This is a genomic window from Candidatus Poriferisocius sp. (assembly GCF_965219815.1).
Lineage (GTDB): Bacteria > Actinomycetota > Acidimicrobiia > Acidimicrobiales > Bin134 > Poriferisocius.
In genome coordinates this window covers 358,118-377,275 of the sequence record NZ_OZ244791.1, presented here as the reverse complement: position 1 = coordinate 377,275, position 19,158 = coordinate 358,118, and the positions used below count along the sequence as shown (strand labels likewise).

Genomic DNA, 19,158 nt, shown 5'->3' with positions numbered 1-19,158 from the left:
GATGGCGGGACCGCTCACGCCTGACTTTTATCGTTACGAGTGGCATCCGCTGAGCGGCGCTCGTCTCGACGGCGAGTTCGTGGTGGCCGAATGGGCCGACGGCACCGAGTTGCGCTGCTACCGATGGTGGCTGGCCGAGCAGCGCGATGTAGAGATCTCTTCCCGAGAAGGCCTGCTCGACCCCTGCGACCTTGGCGACCATTGGCGGGTGGCCGAGGCTTGGGCGGAGGCCGACGGGGCGCTGGCCGTGCGTTGGGCCCACGACGATGTGGTCTCCCGCTACCACCCCGGCTGGCTCCGCCATGTGGCCGACGGCCAGCATCGCCCCGAGAGCTTTCTCCCGGAACCCATCGCGTGGGACTCCTCGGTGCTTCCCGAACCGGTCACCTACCACGGTCCGACGGTGCTGGCCGACCCCGAGATGCTGCGACTCTGGCTCAACGACTTGGCGGCCTACGGCCTGACTCGACTCACCTCGCTTTCCGTTGAACCCAACCAAGTGGAGGAGGTGGCCCGTCGAGTCGGCGTGCTGCGCGACTCCCACTTCGGCCCGGTGTGGGACATCGAGGCCGTGCCCGATCCCACCTCCACCGCCTACATGAGCATCGGCCTGGGCCCCCACACCGACCTCCCCTCGCTGGAGATACCGCCGGGGTTCCAGTTCTTCCACTGCATCGAGAACTCCTGTGTGGGCGGGGCCAGCCAGATGAGCGACGGTTTGGCCATCGCCCGCTACCTGGAGCAGCACGATCCCGAGGTCTACGACGCCCTCACCACGCTGCGGTGGGTGTTCCACGGTCGGGGCGCCGAGGTCGACTGGCGCTGGTCGGGGCCGCTCATCGATTTGGGAGTGGCCGGTACACCCCTCACCCTGCGGACGTTCTATCCCGTGCGGACCTTCCCCGACATGGCCACAGACGACATCCCCCGGGCTTATCGGGCAGTGCAGAAGCTGGGCGAGCTGTCCCGCGACCCCCGATTCCTGATCACCTACAGATTGGAGCCCGGCGACATTGCGGTATTCGACAACCGGCGAGTGCAACATGCCCGGGAGCCGTTCGAAACCGCCACCGGTCGCCGCTTGTTCCGGGGGTGCTATATGAACAGCGACGACATCTACTCCAAACTGCGGGTGTTGAACCGTCGGGCCCAAGAGAGCAAGCTGGCTCCCGCATGAGCGGAGTCTTCATCACCTGCGCCATCACCGGCAGCGGCGACACCACGTCCAAATCCGACCTGGTGCCCATTACCCCCCAACAGATCGCCGAAGCGGCCATCGACGCCGCTGATGCGGGTGCGGCCATCGTCCACATCCACGTCCGCAATCCCGACACCGGCGAGCCGGCCCGCGACGTCGAGTTGTACGCCGAGGTGGTTGAGCGGATCCGGGCGTCCAGCACCGATGTGGTGCTCAACCTCACTTCCGGCATGGGCGGCGACCTCACCCTCGGTTCGGCCGAGCAGCCCTTGCCTCCTTCCGAGGCCGGCACCGACATGGCCGGAGCCACCGAGCGGCTGGCCCACGTGCGCGAGCTGATGCCCGAGATCACCACTCTCGACTGCGGCACCATGAACTTCGGCGAGGGCGACTACATCATGGTCAACAGCCCGTCGGTGCTCGATGAGATGGCCCGCCAAGTGCAGAAGCTGGGGGTACGCCCCGAGATCGAGATCTTCGACACCGGCCACCTGTGGCTGACCAAGCGCCTGGTGGACCAAGGGCTCATCGACGATCCGGTAATGGTCCAGTTGTGCATGGGCATCCCCTGGGGCGCCCCCGACGACCTCAACACCTTCATGGCCATGGTCAACAACCTGTCCGACGACTGGATCTTCTCGGCTTTCTCGTTGGGCCGCAGCCAGCTCCCCTACGTAGGCCTAGCCGCCATCGCCGGCGGCAACGTCCGCGTCGGCCTAGAAGACAACATCTACCTAAGCCGAGGCCAACTAGCCACCAACGCCGCCCTGGTGGCCCGGGCGGTCACCATCCTCGAATCCATGAACTACGAAGTCCTCGGCCCCGAAGCGGTGCGCGACAAGCTGCACCTGACGAAGCACTGACACTCGCCGCCCTACCAAGCTTCGGCATAGATTGATGGCGTGAGCGCGGAGATTGCTATCCGGGGCGGCATGGTTGTCGACGGCACCGGTGGCCCTGCCCGAAGGGCCGATTTGGGCATTGCCGACGGCCGAATCGTCGAAATCGACCAAGCCGTCAAGGCCTCCCAAGAGATAGACGCCAGCGGCCGCCTAGTCTGCCCCGGCTTCATCGACTGCCACACCCACTACGACCCCCAAGTGCTGTGGGATCCGTGGCTGTCGTCGTCGTGCTGGCACGGCGTCACCTCGGTAGTGGCCGGAAACTGCGGCTACAGCATCGCCCCCACCAAAGCCGCCGACCGGGCCTCGCTCATCCGCACCCTCGACAAAGTGGAGGACATGCGGGTGGCCACCCTCGAGGCCGGGGTCAATTGGGACTTCGAGACCTACGGCGAATACCTCGACGTGATCCAGCGCCGGGGACTGGCCGTGAACTTCGGCGGCTACGTGGGCCACACCGCGGTGCGGCTCTACGTCATGGGCCAAGACGCCTACGAGCGGGAGGCCACCCCCGAGGAGATCGACCGGATGAAGGCCGCGGTGGCCGAGGCCATCCAAGGTGGCGCTCTGGGGTTCTCCACCGACCGGGCCGGGTTCCACTTGGGTGACGGCGGCCGCCCGGTGCCGTCCATCGCCGCCTCCCAAGAGGAGACCGAGGCCCTCATCGGCGTCACCGCTGAGATCGGCCGGGGCGTGGTACACGTGGCACCGGGGGAGAACTACCGCTGGGTGTACGACCTCCAGCCCAAGCTGGGCCGCCGGCTCAACTGGTCGTCCATACTCACCTATCCCGCCGCGGCCTCCTCCCGGGCCGACTACCGCACCAAGCTGGCACACCACCTGGCCGGCCGGGCCGCCGGGGCCGACGTGTGGGTGCAGGTCACCTGCCGTCCCATCACCCAGCACGTCACCATGATCGAGCCCACCTCCTTCTACACCATGGGGTCGTTCAAGGAGCTGGTGGCGCTGGCCCATGAAGACCGCCCCACCCTGTACGCCGATCCCGATTGGCGGGCCCGGGTGCAGTCCGACCTCGACGCCAACGGCCTGCTGGCCTCCCGCTGGAACACGCTGGCCATCGTGGAGTCGCCCAACCAGCCCCAGCTGGTGGGCAACACCGTCGGGGGAGTGGCCGCCGAGCGGGGCTGCTCCCCGTGGGACGCCATGTGCGACATCGCATTGGCCGACGGGCTGTTGACCCGTTTCGAGATCACCTTCGCCAACGACGAGGTCGACGGCGTGACGTCCCTGATGCAGGCCGAGGGGGCGGTGATGGGGCTGTCCGACGCCGGCGCCCACGTCGGCCAGATCTGCGATGCGGTGATGCCCACCGACTTCCTGTCCCGCTGGGTACGCGACCGCCAGGTGATGACCCCCGAGGCCGGCATCCACAAGCTCACCGGCGAGTTGGCCGAGATGCTCGGCCTCGCCCCCGACCGGGGCTATCTGCGCCCCGGCGCGGTGGCCGATGTCACCGTGGTCGATTGGGACAGCCTCGATGTCGGCCCCATCCGCCGAGTGAACGACATGCCCGCCAACGGCGAGCGCCTCATCGCCGACCAACCAACCGGCGTCGACCACGTCCTCGTAGCCGGCACCCCCACCCGCCTCGACGGAAAGTCCCTCCTCGACCAGCTAGAAACCCTCCCCGCCACCACATTGCGCTCAGCCTGAGCAGCCTGCGGGGCTGGTCCCCACAGTCGACCTAGCCGGGGGGCACCACCGGGTCGATGCCCAGGTCGGTGTAGGTGAGGGCGGGGAAGTAGGGCACGCCCAGTGCTTCAAAGCGGCGACGGGCAGTATCACCCCGGTCGATCACCGTGGCCACCGCCACCACTTCGGCCCCGGTGTCGCGTATCACCTCGTAGGCCTTTTCCGTTGAGCCTCCCGTTGTGGTTGCGTCCTCCAGGAGCAAGACCCGGTTGCCCGGACCCAGCGGGGTGCCCTCGATCTGCTGTTTCGTCCCCCGCTTCTTCGGCTCCTTTCGAACCGAGAACCACTGGCCGCTGGTCTCGGCTGCGATGCCCACCGCCAGCGAGTCGGCGCCCATGGTCATCCCGCCGGCCGCGTCAAACTCGATGCCGGCCTCTCGAACCTGCTGAACAATCGCCCGGCACGCCACCTGAAGGTCGGCCCATCGGCAGAGGGCCACCTTGACGTCGACGAAGTCACTCGACATGGCCCCACTGGCCAGCTCTATCGGCTGGTCCAACTTCCGCAAGCCTCGTTGCTTGATGATGTCAATGAGCGCCGCGTCAGCCACGGTCTCAGACTAGCGGTCGCCGCTGACCGCGCTCGGTCCCTTGAAATAAATTGAAATAAAAGAGAAATAATTAGATTTCCACAAGCGATCCCCAGCTTAGGCCCGCTACGGTCGTCCCAAACTTCCCCCATTCAACATAAGAATGAGGGGAGGAGCCTGTGTCTGCTCCGCCTGTTTCCAGCGCCTGGGCTCCGTGGTGGACCCCAGAGCAACTCCGCAGTTTCTTGAGCCACGTGGAGAGCGTCGTACAAGCCCGATTCGGCGAGTACGCCTTGGATGAGGTCGAGGGCACCGTGTCCGTCCAGAAGATGGACTGCGTCCTGGGCCTGTCCAACCTGGCCCAAACTTGCCGGGCGGCCGACCCCGAGGATTGGCGGCTGATCGTCTACAACCACGTCGCCCGGCTCGACGATTTCGCCCCCGATGTTTTGGCTGAGCGCCTAGCCGACTACCAGAAGCTCCGGCCCGACCTGCGGGTGAGGGTGGTCGGTCCCCATCATCTGAACCAGATCGACCCGGTCTGCGACCCTTTGCCCCTGGGCCTCTCTGCCTGCCTTTCGGTGGACCTGGATGGTGCCGCCTGCCCGGTAGACCGCAGCTACTTCGAGGAATGGGACATCGAGCAGGGCGAGGTGATGGCGGTTGCGCTGGCCAACACCTTGATGGACGAGCCGTTGACAGCATTGGAGGGGAGCGAGTTGCCCGGCAAAACCCGGGTCTTCACCGGCGATTCCCTGTTCGTAACCGGCCACCTGCTCGATTTCGCCCGCACGGTTCCCGACATCAGTCCGCAGGGTGCAGTAGTCACCGTGCCCGCGGCCCACACCGTGATGGTCTGCCCCATCGAGCTTGATGAGCAGTTCGTGGAGGATTCCGCCACCATGCTGGCCGCCAGCTACATCCGCTACATAGCCGGCCCCAACTCCGTCAGCCCCAACGCCCTGTGGTGGCGCCCCGGTCGGCCCCTCGAAGGCTTCGCCCGCCTCGACAACCAATCATTCGAGCTCGTAGCCCCCGAACCTCTCCGCTCGAAGTTGTGGGAGGGCCTCAGAAGCGGGAGCACTTAGAGCCCACCCACGCCGCTCTGCCAATATGTCTCTGCAAGCAAGGCGTGGGGGAGCAACGCATGACCATGACAGACACCAGGGCACTATCGCTCGACGAGATCGACATTCACTCCACTCACCTCTACCAAGACCGCGGCTATCCATGGGCGGCGTGGGATCTGCTGCGAGCCGAGGCCCCGGTGCACTGGTATGAGCGCCCCGACATCGAGCCGTTCTGGGCCATCACCCGCCACGAGGACATCCACTGGGTGTCGTCCAACGACAAGCTGTTCATCAACGGCGGTCCCCGTCTCCGTCTGGCCTCCATCGAAGAGGACCAGGGCATGTGGGAGCGCCGGTCAAGACGGCTCACCGAACTGGGCTGGGACCTCGACGAGCCCATGGACATGGTGTTCCTGGACCGGCCCCGCCACACCCGGTTCCGACTGCTCACCGCCCGTCGCTTTACCCCCCGGGCGATGCGGGAGCACGAAGCGCACCTCGCCCAGTACGCCGCCCGCTTCACCGGCGAGTTTGTGGAGGTGCTGGAGCGCGACGGCGAGGCCGATTTGGTGCTCGACTACGCGGTCAAGCTCCCCCTAGCCACCATTTGCGATCTCATGGGCCTCGACATCGAGGACTGGTCGAAGGTCCACAAGTTCACCGAGATGGCGTTCAACGATGAGGAGAACATGCGGTGGGCCGAGCCGGGCGAGACCTTCGACGACCTGAGGTTCCGGATGGGCAAGGACTTCAGTGCCTACATCGGGACGATCATCGAAGACTGCCAGGCCGAGCCCCGCGACGACCTCACCGGCGCCGTGGTCCAGGGCGAGGTTGACGGCTGCCCGCTCAATACCCAGCAGCTCACCGGCTACATCACCCTGCTGCTGGGCGCCGGCAACGAGACCACCCGCAACGCCACCACCTCGGGCGTCACCGCTCTGCTCCAGAACCGCGACCAGATCGACCGCCTCCTGGCCGATGAGTCGCTGATCGAGCCCGCGGTGGAGGAGATCCTGCGGTGGACCTCTCCGGTCATCCAGTTCGCCCGCACCGCCACCGCCGACGTAGAGCGCCACGGCCAAACGATTAAAGAGGGCGACACCATAGGCGTGTTCTACCCGTCGGCCAACCGGGACGATGCGGTGTTCTACGACCCCTACCGCTTCGACGTGGGCCGCAATCCCAACCAGCACATGGCCTTCGGCCACGGCGTCCATTTTTGCTTGGGCGCCAACCTGGCCCGCTGGGAGCTCCGGGCCATGCTCAAAGCCATCCTGCCCGTGCTGCCCCGCTTGGAGCTGGCCGACGAGCCCGAACGCCACGGGCACCTGCACCTCGGCGCCGTCAAGCACCAGCGTGTTCGCTTGGTGGCGTAACGGCACCTGCCCAGGTCGAAGCACGGCAGTACTGTCATGGCCATGAACGGCTTCTTGATCCGCGGCGGGACGGTGGTAGACGGTACCGGCGATCATTTGGAGGGGATGCGGGCAAACACCCCAACTCGCCGACACACTTGACCGCAGGGAAACCCTACGGGCTTCTGATTGGTGGCCAGGAAGCTACCGCGTGAAGAAGACGGTAAACAAACGCTGACGCCGAAGACTCAAGCTTGGCGCTGGGCCTCGCCCGACGCTTTGCGGGCTAGTTGGGACGCTGAATCCCGTCGGGATCGGGCTGCAAAGTAGCAGGCCACTTCGACTAGAGCTGATGCGGTGACAGCGGCGTACACGCCAATCAGGTAGTGAAGGTCGAAAACGTACTGGGCGAGAGCCGCCGTGGTGACCAGCGCAGCTAACGACAGAACTCGTGGCGACCGCGCCCACCTCGGAGCCCTGTCTAGGGTCTGGGTAAGAGCCATGCCGCCATACTAACCGCTTCCCATTGGGCCCTCAACAGTGGCGTGGCGGCGGCCCACAGCTCTTACCCAGTTGGCCGCCGCCACGCTCAACATCAAGCCTACGGCCCCGGCGGCCGAGAGTCGGGGCCGGCGGCCGAGAGTCGGGGCCGGCGGCCGAGAGTCGGGGCCGGCGGCCGAGAGTCGGGGCCGGCGGCCGAGAGTCGGGGCCGGCGGCCGAGAGTCGGGGCCGGCGCTCAGCTCCAAAGCCGGGCGGCTCAGCTCGCCCGCTTCACTTGTACCCGCGCCCGGCAGGCCACTTCAACCCAGCCGGCCCGCCCTTCGTCGCGCCGCCGCCACAGCTCGCCTGCGTCGGGGTCGGGAACCCGCCGAGTGTGGCGGGCCGCCACAGCGCCGCTGAGAGCCACCAGGGGATCGAGCCGGCCACCAGCTCCAGCTCCAGCGCCGCCGGCCCCTCAGCGGCCCGTTACGGCCCAGGCCCGGTGTCCAAGTACCCCCTCGGCCCCCAAACACCGCCAACGCCCACCAGGTCGAGCTGGCCACCAGCTCCAGCTCCAGGGGATCGACGCCGGCGCTCAGCTCCAGGGGATCGAGCTGGCCGAGGTCGAGCCGGAGGGCCTCGGGCGATCACCACGGCGAGAGCTGAGAGCGCCTAGGTCGAGCTGGAGGCCCGCGGGTATCGAGCCGGCCACCAGGTCGAGCCGGCCACCAGGTCGAGCCGGCCACCAGGTCGAGCCGGAGGGCCTCGGGGATCGACGCCGGCGCTCGGCTGCGGGGCCGGTTGTGGGGGTGGGGTGTAACACCGGGGCTAACACTTTGGGGGGCGGGGGGGGGGGGGGGCGCTGGGCGCTGGGCTGGGGCTGGGGGGCAGTTGTGGGTCCGGCGGGCGGCGCGGGGGCCTCGGGGCCGCCGCAGCGGGAGCTGAGAGCGCCCACAGCGCCGCTGGAGGCCCCGAGGGCCGGGCGACCACCACAGCGCCCAGAGAGCCCCGGCGGTTTCGGGTTTTGCGGGGGTGCGGTTTTATCGGCAGCGCACGGCTTCGTTGTCGCCTACTTTTTTGTTTCCGGCGAGCTTGGCTTGCATTCCGACTTGGTACCAACCGGCGTTCGGGACGTCGAACGTCGTCGAGGTGCCCGCGACCGCGGTTTGGCGGGCGCGGTGGCCGCGGTTTTTGGCCTCGTTTGCCCAGATGTCGGGTTTGAGGGTTTCGGGGGTTTTGCTCCAAGTGGCGGTGATGACCCAGCCCGAGCCCGACGACTCGCACGAAACAGAGTCGAACGCCAAAGAGGGCTTGGGCTTGGGCTTGGGGGCTGTTGGGGTGGTCTGGCCGGTGATCCACGCCGAGACGCCATCAGCGTTGAACGCGGCCACGCGCACGTCGTAGGCCGAGCCGTTGGCTAGCCCGGTGATGGTGTGCGATGTGGCCAGGTCTGAGCCGTGGTCCAAGTCCTCGGACCCCACAGCGGCGTCACCCCACGCCTGGGCCACAAGCTTCCACTGCACCCGATACCCGAAACCCGCGGCGGGCGCGGTGGCCGACGCCGACCACGAGACCGCGATCTGCTTGTCGCCCGCGCTCAGCGACAGGCCCGACGCCGGATCGGGAGCCGACACCGCCGGGGCTGTGGGGGTGGCCTGGGCGGTGATCCAGTCTGAGACGCCATTGGCGTTGAACGCGGCCACGCGCACGTCGTAGGCTGAGCCGTTCACAAGCCCGGTGATCGTGTGCGATGTGGCCAAGTCCGAGCCGTGGTCCAAGTCCACAGACCCCGCCGCGGCGTCACCCCATGTTTGGGTCGTGAGCTTCCATTGCACCCGATAGCCGAAACCAGCGGCGGGCGCGGTGGCCGACGCCGACCACGAGACCGCGATCTGCTTATCGCCCGCTGCCAGCGACAGGCCCGACGCCGGATCGGGAGCCGTCGCCTTCGGCTCGGGCTTGGCGGTGATTGTGCAGTTGGCGGCCTCGGCCTTTTTCAGCTCGGCAACCACCGGGCTCCAACGCGAGCTCGAGTAGGTGTCGGCGTGGCCCTGGGCCTGCGCCGAGGTCATAGCAGCCACGCCGGGGAAGTCCTCAACGCACAACCCCTCCAAAGCGCCGTTCCAGCGGTCGACGTGGTCTTGGCCGTGCTGGGTCTCAGCCGCATACCCCCTCACCGTCGCGACCAAGCTCGCCGGGGCCTTATAGGCCGGAGCCGCGGGGGTGGCCTGGCCGCTGATCCACGCCGAGACGCCATCAGCGTTGAACGCCGCCACCCGCACGTCATAGGCCGAGCCGTTGGAAAGCCCGGTGACCGTGTAAGAGGTCGCAAGGTCCGAGCCGTGGTCCAAATCCTCGGTTTGGGCTGCGGCTGCGGCCTGGTCCCACGTCTGAGACGCGAGCTTCCACTGCACCCGATACCCGAAACCCGCGGCGGGAGTCGTGGCCGAAGCGGTCCACGAGACCGCTATCTCCCCGTCACCCGCTGCCAGCGACAAGCCCGACGCCGGATCGGGGGCCGGGGCGGTCGGGGTGGCCTGGCCATCAATCCACGTTGAGAGGCCGTTTTCGTTGTAGGCGGCCACCCGCACGTCATAGGCCGAGCCGTTCACAAGGTCTGCGATGACCAACGCCACAGCGTGATGGGCGAAAGCGTGCTCCAAATCCTGATGCTGCGCGGCGGCCTCATCCCACGTCTGAGATGTGAGCTTCCACTGCACCCGATACCCGAAACCAGCGTCGGGCGTCGTGGCCGAAGCAGTCCAAGAGACCGCTATTCCCCCGTCCTCAGCGCTCACCCGCAAACCCGAAGCCGGAACCGGAACCGAATCCTGGGCCGAATCCTGGGCCGAACCGCGGACGGAATCTTGGGCCGAGTCCTGGGCCGGAGTGTAATATTGGCAGTAGCTGTACACACCGCCAGCTACTCCGGCGGCTACCGCAGTTGCCACTATGACTTTGCCGCTCACAACGGCGACAGAGGCTCCTGCTGCGGCAGTACCCCCGCTCGCTGCTGCACCTCGATAGTACTTGTAACCTTCACGCGCTCCCTCCAGGAGAACGGCTGGTGTTACTATCTGCGTCCAATCGTTGTAGCAGACGACCGCGTGGATTCTTTTGTCTGCTTCGCGGGCCAGCGCCACATATGACGCTGCCGGCATCACCACCGGCGAGCCCGGTATACCCACCGGCCAATGGTTATACGCCCAGTTCAGGGAGTCGCCGCCCACGCTTACGACCGTGCCGCCCACGGATACAGCCCCGTCTTTGGCCCCGTCTAATATGTCGCTGAAGGATATTCCCTTGCCGCTGCCGCCTGATATCACGGCGTTGTAGCAGGTGGGCCTGCCGCTCACCTGCTCCCACTCACCGCCATAGCCGTAACTTCGGACTTTGTAGTCGTAGCCGGGGTCGGAGGGTGAGATGGGCTCGTTGGTGTAATAGTTGATTATGGGGTCGCTCGTCGGCGGTGTCGCGAACGCCTGTTGGCCCGCGGAGCATATCTGGCCCGGCGTAGTTGTGGGCCGGTCGTGGCATCCTCTGGCTGATACCTGGCCGTGGTTGTCGGTGCCAGAAAGGTGGCCGAAAACGGTTCCGCTCTGGTCCTTGTACTTGCCCGAATCGCAGGTGAAGTGATCGGCGTGGCAGGTGTTCGTGCTGGCGTGGCGGTGCTTGCCGTCCCCCGCCTTGCAATCGGTTTGGACCGTCGGGCAGGTTTTCGATTGCTGGTTGTAGTGGGCGGTGATCCAGGTGACCTGTTGGCCGCCGTTGGAGCTGGTGCAGGCCGGCTCGGCGGTCGTGTGGTCGAAGGTGGTGCAGTGAGACGCCAGCCCGTGGGTGTGCTTGGCGCAAACCACCGGGCAGGTTTTCGATTGCTGTTCGTAGTGGGCGGTGACCCAGGTGACCTGTTGGCCGCCGTTGGAGCTGGTGCAGGCCGGCTCGGCGGTCGTGTGGTCGAAGGTGGTGCAGTGAGACGCCAGCCCGTGGGTGTGCTTGCTGCACGGCTTCGGCGTGGGCGTGGGATCGGGCTTCGGCGTGGGCGTGGGATCGGGCTTCGGCGGCGTGCAGGTGGCGTCGTGGTCGATGTAGCTCCCGTTGCACGGCTTGAGCGTCCAGTGGCACGCCCCCGTCGAGCCGTGCCGGTGGGATAGGAAGCTGCACGGCTTCGGGGTGGGAGCCGGGGTCGGGGTCGGGCAGTTGTTGGAGCCGCCGCAGGGCAGATTCGGGTTCGGCGGGTTCGGCGTGGGAGCCGGGGTCGAGGTCGGGCAGTTGTTGGAGCCGCCGCAGGGCAGATTCGGGTTCGGCGGGTTCGGCGTCGGGTGGGTGTGCGCCCACCCGCACAGCGGCCCGAACGGAGAGCCTTTGCAAACTTCGTGGGCTTCGGCGGTGGGCGTGTTGTCGGCGGCTATCAGCACCAGCCCGGTGGCCAGCAACAGCACCGGGACCAGCACGGCTAGCGAACGCCGAGCGCCCCATTTCTTGAACGCGGCCATTGTGGTGGCTCCCTTCACGCAAGTCGGTTTGCTTCAGCAACAGAAACTCCGCGGCCAAGCGTGAAGGGAACCAGGAAGAAGCCCAATCCATCTCGGAGGGGATAGGGCAAGCATCCGACTCGCCAAAATGCTTGGCCGCAGGGGGGAATCCCCCACGGAGTTTCTGTTGCTGGCGGGAAGGTTACAGCAGCGCAGAAGGCGCGAGCAACAAAAGCGGGAACCGGGAGCTAGTACGGCGCTCAGCGCCGCACCAGCAGCTAGACCAAGACCAACCGGGGCAGCTCAGCCAGCCGGTTGTCTGGCCGCTGAGCAAGCTCAAACGGCTCTTTATCGCTGGGGGAAACCTAACCCCGCGGCCAGACCGGGAACAACAGCGGGCAACAGCCGCCTATGCGGGGAGGGTTAGAAGTTGCCTCGGCGCGGGCGGCCGCTGGAAAGAGTCAGGCTTGATCGCGCGGCACTGGCGCAGAGCGCTCCCTGACACGTCTAGTGATTGATGGAGACACGATCATCAAGGCGCCTATCAAGGCGATGGCGGCCGCGCTCACCAGCTTCGTGGTGCCGGGGTCGGTGTTCAACACGCCCGCGAGCCACGGGACGAACACCATGAAGATGAGGAGGGAGGCCGATCCCCAAACGAGAAAGAACAAGGTCGCGGCGGTGAGCCGACTAATTCGCGGGGCGTCCGGGGCTGTATCGTCGTGGGGGTGTGGTGGGGGGTTTTGGTAGTACATGCCCCCCACCATACACCTTGAATCGGGCCGGGCCGCTGCCCACAGCGGCCACAGCGGGCCTCGGGGGGGCTGAGAGCCGCCACAGCGGCCACAGCGCCGCTGAGCGGCCGAGGGGGTTGGGGCTGGGGCTCGGGGGCCTGGGCTCGGGGAGCTGGCCGAGGGGGTTAGGGCTGGGGTTGGGGTTGGGGTTGGGGTGGTGGGCAGGTTTGGAGGGTTTGGGTTAGGGCGTGGTGTTCGGCGGGGTCGATTGTGAGCTGCCATCGGGCTTTGTCCGTCACGAAAAGCCGCGGTCAGACCCGAAGGGAGGCCAAGCAAACAGCCGAGCCCGCCCAATGGCCTGACCGCAGGGAGCCCTATAGCCCCATACGGCTTTTCGTGACGCTGGGGAGGCTACGGCAGCGCAAAGGGCGCGAGCAACAAAAGCGGGAACCGGGAGCCGGTACGGCGCTCAGCGCCGCACCACCGGGTATCGGGGATGGCTAGGAGTTGCCGCGGCGCAGGCGGCCGCTGGAAAGAATCAGGTCAGCAGGCCAGCGAACCACGGGGCGAACACAGAGATGGTGAGGTAGATAATGAGAAAACTCCAGGCAACCCGCACGAGCAAGCCCAAGACCTTGGCGGTGCGCCGGCTGATTCGCGGGGCGGCCGGGGCTGTATCGTCGTGGGGGTACAGCAGGGCCACCCACACGGCCCTAACCGAGACCTTGGCGGTGCGCTGGCTGATTCGCGGGGCGGCCGGGGCTGTATCGTCGCCGGGGTGTGGTGGGGGGTTTTGATAGCTCATGCCCCCCACCATACACCTGCAACCGGCCCAGGCCGCCGCTGTCCCCCCACCATACACCTTGAATCGGGCCGGGCCGCTGCCCCCAGCGGCCACAGCGGGCCTCGGGGGAGCTGAGAGCCACCCCAGCGGCCCCAGCGGCCACAGCGGGCCTCGGGGGAGCTGAGAGCCGCCCCAGCGGCCCCAGCGCCGCCGGGATCGGGCGGGCCGGGGTCGGGCGGGCCCGCACCGCCCACAGCTCGGGGGTCGGGCGGGCCGGGGGTCGGGCGCTTCTGGTTGGTTTGGGTTTATGCGGTGGGGTGTATGGGGGGGTTGGGGGGTTGGGGTCGGGGGTTTTGGGGGTGTTTGTGCTGGTGGGGGCTGGTTTTGGGGGTTTGGTTTACATAACGGGGGTTCTCGTGCACCAGCGGCGCTCCCCCAGGCCGGCGGCCCACCACCCCACCGGGCCGGGGCCTCGGCGGTTTATGCACTCCCCCCGCCAGCCCGAGCCGGGCCGCTTTATGCACCGCCTATGCACCGCCTCCGCCTCGATCCCGCGTCGCTGCTGGAGGCTCTCAGCGCTCCGGAGCGTTGCCAGAACCGGCCTCCAGGGCGCTCAGCCCGACGTGGAGGTCCTCAGCTTGGCCAAGTCCGCAGTGTGGCGCTCAGCCCGCCCAGACGCTCCCTGACCGCCGACGTGCGCTCAGGGGGAGCTGTGGCCGAGCCGGAGGGTTTCGGGGAGAGCTGCCGACGCTCAGCTCCGGGGATCGAGGGGGTGGCCTCGGGGGGAGCTGGCCGGGCGGTTCAGCTCGCCCGCTCCATTTGAACCCGCGCTTTGCAGGCCATTTCAACCCATCCGGCCCGCCCTCTGTCGCGGCGGTGCCACAGCTCGCCGGCGTCGGGGTTGGGAACCCTGCGGGTGTGGCGGGCCGCCAGGTCGGGGTCGACGGTCACCAGCCCGCAGGCGCAGCGGTACACGAACCGGCCCGGCTCCGGGCTCGCCGCCGCCTCGTGCCACTCGGACGGCGTGGCGGAGATGGCGACCATGCGCCCACCCTAGCGGCCCCCGGCGGCAAAGCCCCGCGGGCCGCTGTAGCCGAGCCGGAGGCCCTCACGCCCGCCAGGGGTCGCTGAGAGCGCCCAGCGAAGCCGGAGGCCCCGGGGGCGGCGCCCAGGCCCACCCGACGGGCTGATGTGCGGGTGCGGGGCCGCATCATCGCCGAAGTAGGTCCTGACTTGTCACCCGACGGCGAACAGGAACTGGACGCTACCGGCGCTCTGGTCATCCCCGGCATCATCGAGACCCATACGCATCTCGACGGGGCCATGTGGTGGGATCGCTCCTTTGATCCGCTGCCCAGCTACGGGGTCACCACCACTGTGTTCGGCAATTGCGGGATGTCGATGGCACCGCTTGACGGCCCCCAGCGCCAAGAAGTGGTGGACCTGTTCTGCTTCCTGGAAGACTTGCCCCTGGTCGCTTTCGAAAAGGAGGTGCCTTGGACGTGGGCCACGTGGCCGGAATACCGGGCCGCCCTCGCCTCCCAGCCCACTGCCGCCAACATCGCCGGTTACGTAGGACACATCAGCCTGCGCACCTACGTCATGGGCGATGCCGCCTGGGTGCGCACCGCCACCCCTGCGGAGCGCACCGCCATGGCCCAAGCCCTCGACGATGCCCTGGCTGCCGGTGCCCTCGGCCTGTCCACCAACGGCTTCGACCTCGACCGCACCCTGCGACTAGTGCCCAGCCGCCACGCCGATGACACCGAATACACCGCGTTGTTCGACGTGCTGGCCGCCCACCCCGGTGCCACCTTCCAGGCCATCACCCGGTTCAACGAGCCCGAGCACAACTTCCACGACGTGGAGCGCTTTGCCGCCATGGCCGGACCTCGGGGCGTCCGGGGGCAGTGGACAGCCATCCCCGCCATGGCCAATGAGGCCGATTACCGGGCCGACTCGCTGGCCTTCGACCGCCGCCTTCGTGAGGCCGGAGTGAACTTCTGGCCCACGGTGGGCACCAAGCCGCTGGATCTGTACTTCAACTTTGAGAAGGCGCTGACCTTCCAGCGGGTTCCCGCTTGGAACGACTTAGTCAACGGGCCTCCCGAGGACAAGATGACCTTGCTGGCCGACCCCGCATGGCGGGATAGGGCCCGCTCCGACTGGGACAATCGCAAGAAATCCCGCCGCGCCCGGGTCGATCACCCCCACACATTGATATTCGCCCTGTCCGAGACCGGGGTCGGCCCCCTCGGGATCTCGTTGGCCGACCACGCCGCCAACACCGGCCAGCATGTTTCCGATGCGCTGGCCTCCTGGCTGCTGGACAACGGTATCGGCTCGTCGCTGCGGGCGGTGCCCGACGTCCACGACGAACCTGCTTTGGCTGAGGTGATTCGCTCGCCTCACACCCTCACCAACGTCAACGACAGCGGTGCCCATCTCCAGCTGTTCTGTGGTGCCGGTCAGAGCACCCATCTGCTCACCTACTACCACCGCGACACCGGCCTGCTGGGGTTGGAGGAGGCGGTCCATGTTCTGACCGGCCGCACTGCGGGCTTCTTCGGCCTGTCCGATCGGGGAGTAGTCGCTGCGGGCAAGGCCGCCGATCTGGCCGTGTTCAGCCTCGACGAGATTTCCCTGGGATCAGAGGTGAAGGTGCGCGACGTGCCCGGCGGTTCGTGGCGGTTCACCCGGGAGCCGGGCGGCTTCCGAGCCACCATCGCCAACGGCGTCGCCACCTACCGGGAGGGCGAGCCCACCGGCGAGCTTCCCGGCTCTCTGGTCGGCCCATCCCTGGGCTGAGCGCACGTCTTTACCGCCACCTACGATTCGCCCGACCGCACAACAGAGGGCGAGGCAACACAAATGGGACGTCTAGAGGGCAGAGTGGCGTGGGTCACCGGAGCGGCATCGGGCATCGGCCTGGCCTCCGCAGAACGGTTCGCCGAGGAGGGGGCCGTGGTGATCGGCTCCGATATTGCCGAAAGCGATGGCTGGAAGGCAGTGGCCGAAACGGCACCGGCGTCAAGCTTCCACTTGGTCGACGTGCGCGACGCCGACGCCCAAGAAGAGCTGGTCGGCCAGATCGTCCAGGAGCATGGCCGGCTCGACGTGCTGGTTACCGCCGCCGGGGTGGCCGGCGGCGGCCAGGTTCATGAGCTCGACGTCGAGGAGTGGGACCGAGTGCAGGACATCAACCTCAAGGGCACCATGCTGTCGTGTCGGGCCGCCCTCAAGCCGATGGTGGAGGCCCGCTCGGGGAGCATCATCACCATCGCCAGCGTGGAGGGTCTCGAAGGCTGCGAGGGGGGCAGCACCTACAACGCCTCCAAGGGCGGGGTGATCCTGCTCACCAAGAACATCGCCAACGACTACGGCCCGGCCAACATCAGGGCCAACGCCATCTGCCCCGGCTTCATCGACACCCCTATGTTCCAGTCGGTCATCCCCCATTTCGGGCCCATCGCCGACAGCATCCGCGACCAGCACAAGCTCAAGCGGTGGGGGCTCCCCTCGGAGATCGCCGGAGCGGCCTTCTTCTTGGCCTCCGACGACTCCTCGTTCGTCACCGGCGTCGCCTTGCCGGTTGACGGCGGCTACACCGCTGGCCACGCCCACGGCATGACCACCATCTAGCCAGCCCACCATCTAGAGCGGCCCCTCAAACGGGGCGGAACTTGATGAGAGTGATCTCGTCGGTGGCGTCCTCGAACACGGCCTCAACAGGCAGGCCGCAGGCAATGGCGTCGTTGTCGATGTCGATGAGGTTGGAGTACACCATCGGCCCCTCCTCCAGCTCCACCAGCACCACGTTGTAGGGGAGCTCCGGCTCGAATGACGGGATATAGGGCTGCCTCATGATGGTGAAGCCCCACACCGTGCCCCGGCCCGACGCCTGGGTCCATCCCCGGTCGAACGACAGGCACGCGGGACAAGAGGCATAGGGCGGAAACCACACGTGACCGCACGCCTGGCACTGCGGCAGCACGAAGCGGTGCTCGCGGGCCGCAGCCCAGAACTCCCGATCCTCGTGGGTCACCATCGGCAGCGGCTTGAGGTAGCCGTCCCCGCCTCCGGTCACAACAGACCGTCCCGGCACAGAAGGGTGGCGCCCGGCAGGGCCGACAGGCACCAGTACAGCGACCAGTCGCAGTCGGGCACTTGGCGCTCTCCGGCCTGGCCCCGCAGTTGGCGCACCGCCTCAGCGTGCTGGTTCCACCCCTGAAGGTACGACTCGCTCAGCATCCCACCGCTGGTGTTCACCGGCAGCTCTCCGCCCAAAGCGATGCGGCCGTTCTGCACCCACTCCAAACCCTGGCCCTTGGGGGCGAACCCGAACCCCTCCAGCCCCCACAGCACCGACACGCTGAAGTTGTCGTACACCTGGAGGCAGTCGATGTCGTCGGTGGTAACCCCTAGTGGGTCGAACATGTCGGCCTTCATCGACCGGCACGCCTCGTCCCAGAACCCCAGGTCCACATACCACTCCCGAAAGTTGGCCCGCCCCGCGGTGCCCGCGATCAGCACCGGGGGATGGGCCAGGTCGCGGGCTCGCTCGGCGGTGGTCACCACATAGGCCACCGCGCCGTCGTTCACCAGGCAGTAATCGAACAGCCGCAGCGGCTGGGCGATGTAGCGGGCGGCCAGATAGTCGTCGATGGACATCTCAGCCTGCATGATGGCCCCCGGAGTCATCCGGGCATGGGAGCGGATGGCCACCGGGATGGCTCCCAACTGCTCCTCTGTGCCCCCGTACTCGGCCTGATAGCGGGTGAACCCCATCGAATACTGCGCCCCCGGCGAGGCCATGCCGTAGATCGTGTCGTACAGCAGCCCCTGGGGCTGGGCGCCGAACTTGGTGCCCTGGGTTCGGAACGCCACCGAGTTGAACAGCACCACGTAGTCGGCCAGCCCGTGATGCACCGCGGTGGCGGCGTGCATCAGCGCCATGGCGCACATCCGTCCGGCCTGGGGGTAGTCCACCACGAAGCGCACGTCGGTGAGCCCGGTGCGGTAGGCCACCGGCTCATAGTGGGGCAGCCCCCCGGTGATGAGCCCGTCGATCTGCGACTTCTCCAGCCCGGCATCGGCAATGGCCGCGGCAATGGCCTCAGTGGCCAGCGCCTCCCCGGTACGCTCCGGGTCCGGCGTGCGGTAAAGCCGGGCAAAGTCGCTACTCCCAATGCCGACAATCGCCGTCTGCCCGGCAAACTCCCGATCGCTCATCGGCTAGGCACACTAATGGTCAGCTGTGTTCGAGCCGTTGCCCAACCTCTATCGTCGGAGCCGATGCAAGGGCGGTGGCGATGAAGATCAATCCTGACAAGTCTTGGCGGCTGGTGGCCGAGCGACTGGAGGCGGAGACCGAACCCCGGCGGCGCCACGTCCTGCAACTGGTGCTCCACCACATGCAGCGCGAGCTCCGGCTCGACATCGAGGGGGTGATCGACACGCTCAGCGACAAGCCCCAATACAAGATCTGGCCTAACGTCGACGACCCCGTCGCCAGCCCCGGCGGCTCGAAGGACGCCATCCGCGACCTCTACGACCGCGCCCTGGTGCAAACCGGCGCCCACCGCTGGGAGCTCGACCTGGATCGGGTGATCGTCGACGACCACGCCGTGTTCACCGAAGGGGTCATGCGCATGGCCTACCCCGGCCGCACGCTCGAAGCCCTGGGCATCGAGGTTCCCGACGTTGACTCCTACTACCTGTCCGAAGTCCGCATGGGCATCGTGTGGCCTATCGACCCCGACGACCCCGAGGCCCGGCTGTCGGGCGAAGAGGTCTATGCCGAGGGCGACCGCTTCGAGGGAATCGCCGACCGCCCTATCAGTCTCGACGAGATTGCTCCCTTGGAGTCGCTCGGCGCTTGACCATTAGCCTCTACGTCGTAGCCAGAGTGAAAGGCA

Annotated in this window: 17 protein-coding genes; 8 read left to right on the top strand and 9 right to left on the bottom strand. The window is 67.2% G+C overall.

Translation table 11 applies throughout. From position 1 onward, the window contains the following. Position 1 precedes the first annotated feature (1 nt). The 3 genes from ACOQPI_RS01800 to ACOQPI_RS01790 are packed head-to-tail and all read left to right on the top strand — an operon-like array spanning position 2 to position 3,774. A complete protein-coding gene (locus ACOQPI_RS01800) occupies positions 2-1,177 on the top strand; it encodes a TauD/TfdA family dioxygenase (RefSeq protein WP_420618013.1) in 1,176 nt (391 codons plus the stop codon). After that, the gene (locus ACOQPI_RS01795) at positions 1,174-2,061 is read left to right on the top strand and encodes a 3-keto-5-aminohexanoate cleavage protein (protein WP_420618012.1); all 888 of its coding nucleotides are present in this window, start codon (positions 1,174-1,176) and stop codon (positions 2,059-2,061) included. The genes ACOQPI_RS01800 and ACOQPI_RS01795 overlap by 4 nt, the downstream gene beginning before the upstream one ends. 39 nt (positions 2,062-2,100) lie before the next feature. Beyond that, a complete protein-coding gene (locus ACOQPI_RS01790; protein WP_420618011.1) occupies positions 2,101-3,774 on the top strand; it encodes an N-acyl-D-amino-acid deacylase family protein in 1,674 nt (557 codons plus the stop codon). 31 nt (positions 3,775-3,805) lie between these two features. Here ACOQPI_RS01790 and ACOQPI_RS01785 read toward each other — a convergent pair whose 3' ends face one another. Beyond that, a complete protein-coding gene (locus ACOQPI_RS01785; protein ID WP_420618010.1) occupies positions 3,806-4,363 on the bottom strand; it encodes an orotate phosphoribosyltransferase in 558 nt (185 codons plus the stop codon). Between the two features lie 158 nt (positions 4,364-4,521). Between ACOQPI_RS01785 and ACOQPI_RS01780 the strand changes: the two genes are divergently transcribed. Next, positions 4,522-5,430 (top strand): hypothetical protein, encoded by a 909-nt coding sequence (locus tag ACOQPI_RS01780; RefSeq protein ID WP_420618009.1) that lies wholly within the window; start codon positions 4,522-4,524, stop codon positions 5,428-5,430. Between the two features lie 65 nt (positions 5,431-5,495). Next, positions 5,496-6,791, top strand: coding sequence for a cytochrome P450 (locus ACOQPI_RS01775; protein WP_420618008.1), 1,296 nt, complete (start codon positions 5,496-5,498; stop codon positions 6,789-6,791). Positions 6,792-7,018: 227 nt separating this feature from the next. On the opposite strand, the gene ACOQPI_RS01770 is transcribed toward ACOQPI_RS01775, so the two are convergent. The 6 genes from ACOQPI_RS01770 to ACOQPI_RS01745 all read right to left on the bottom strand — a co-directional run bounded on the left by ACOQPI_RS01770 (position 7,019) and on the right by ACOQPI_RS01745 (position 14,284). After that, positions 7,019-7,273 carry a hypothetical protein gene (locus ACOQPI_RS01770; protein ID WP_420618007.1) on the bottom strand — a complete coding sequence of 85 codons (255 nt, stop codon included), beginning with the start codon at positions 7,271-7,273 and terminating at the stop codon, positions 7,019-7,021. Between the two features lie 254 nt (positions 7,274-7,527). Beyond that, entirely contained in the window at positions 7,528-7,677 is a 150-nt protein-coding gene (locus tag ACOQPI_RS01765; protein ID WP_420618006.1) for a hypothetical protein, read from the bottom strand. 613 nt (positions 7,678-8,290) lie between these two features. Beyond that, positions 8,291-11,743: a fibronectin type III domain-containing protein gene (locus tag ACOQPI_RS01760; protein WP_420618005.1), complete on the bottom strand. Its 3,453-nt coding sequence runs from the start codon at positions 11,741-11,743 to the stop codon at positions 8,291-8,293. 440 nt (positions 11,744-12,183) lie between these two features. Next, entirely contained in the window at positions 12,184-12,393 is a 210-nt protein-coding gene (locus ACOQPI_RS01755) for a hypothetical protein (protein ID WP_420618004.1), read from the bottom strand. A gap of 601 nt (positions 12,394-12,994) precedes the next feature. Then, positions 12,995-13,261: a hypothetical protein gene (locus ACOQPI_RS01750; protein WP_420618003.1), complete on the bottom strand. Its 267-nt coding sequence runs from the start codon at positions 13,259-13,261 to the stop codon at positions 12,995-12,997. Between the two features lie 780 nt (positions 13,262-14,041). After that, on the bottom strand, positions 14,042-14,284 hold the full coding sequence (locus ACOQPI_RS01745) for a hypothetical protein (protein WP_420618002.1): 243 nt from the start codon (positions 14,282-14,284) through the stop codon (positions 14,042-14,044). Positions 14,285-14,431: 147 nt separating this feature from the next. On the opposite strand from ACOQPI_RS01745, the gene ACOQPI_RS01740 reads away from it, so the two are divergent. Both ACOQPI_RS01740 and ACOQPI_RS01735 read left to right on the top strand, forming a co-directional pair. Continuing rightward, positions 14,432-16,048 carry an amidohydrolase family protein gene (locus tag ACOQPI_RS01740; protein WP_420618001.1) on the top strand — a complete coding sequence of 539 codons (1,617 nt, stop codon included), beginning with the start codon at positions 14,432-14,434 and terminating at the stop codon, positions 16,046-16,048. 63 nt (positions 16,049-16,111) lie between these two features. Further along, positions 16,112-16,882 (top strand): SDR family NAD(P)-dependent oxidoreductase, encoded by a 771-nt coding sequence (locus ACOQPI_RS01735; RefSeq protein WP_420618000.1) that lies wholly within the window; start codon positions 16,112-16,114, stop codon positions 16,880-16,882. 25 nt (positions 16,883-16,907) lie between these two features. On the opposite strand, the gene ACOQPI_RS01730 is transcribed toward ACOQPI_RS01735, so the two are convergent. Both ACOQPI_RS01730 and ACOQPI_RS01725 read right to left on the bottom strand, forming a co-directional pair. Beyond that, the gene (locus ACOQPI_RS01730) at positions 16,908-17,327 is read right to left on the bottom strand and encodes a Zn-ribbon domain-containing OB-fold protein (RefSeq protein WP_420617999.1); all 420 of its coding nucleotides are present in this window, start codon (positions 17,325-17,327) and stop codon (positions 16,908-16,910) included. After that, positions 17,324-18,472 (bottom strand): thiolase C-terminal domain-containing protein, encoded by a 1,149-nt coding sequence (locus tag ACOQPI_RS01725; RefSeq protein WP_420617998.1) that lies wholly within the window; start codon positions 18,470-18,472, stop codon positions 17,324-17,326. Before ACOQPI_RS01725 ends, ACOQPI_RS01730 begins: the two co-directional genes overlap by 4 nt. Before the next feature lie 80 nt (positions 18,473-18,552). On the opposite strand from ACOQPI_RS01725, the gene ACOQPI_RS01720 reads away from it, so the two are divergent. After that, positions 18,553-19,122: a nuclear transport factor 2 family protein gene (locus ACOQPI_RS01720; protein WP_420617997.1), complete on the top strand. Its 570-nt coding sequence runs from the start codon at positions 18,553-18,555 to the stop codon at positions 19,120-19,122. The last annotated feature ends 36 nt before the right edge of the window (positions 19,123-19,158 follow it).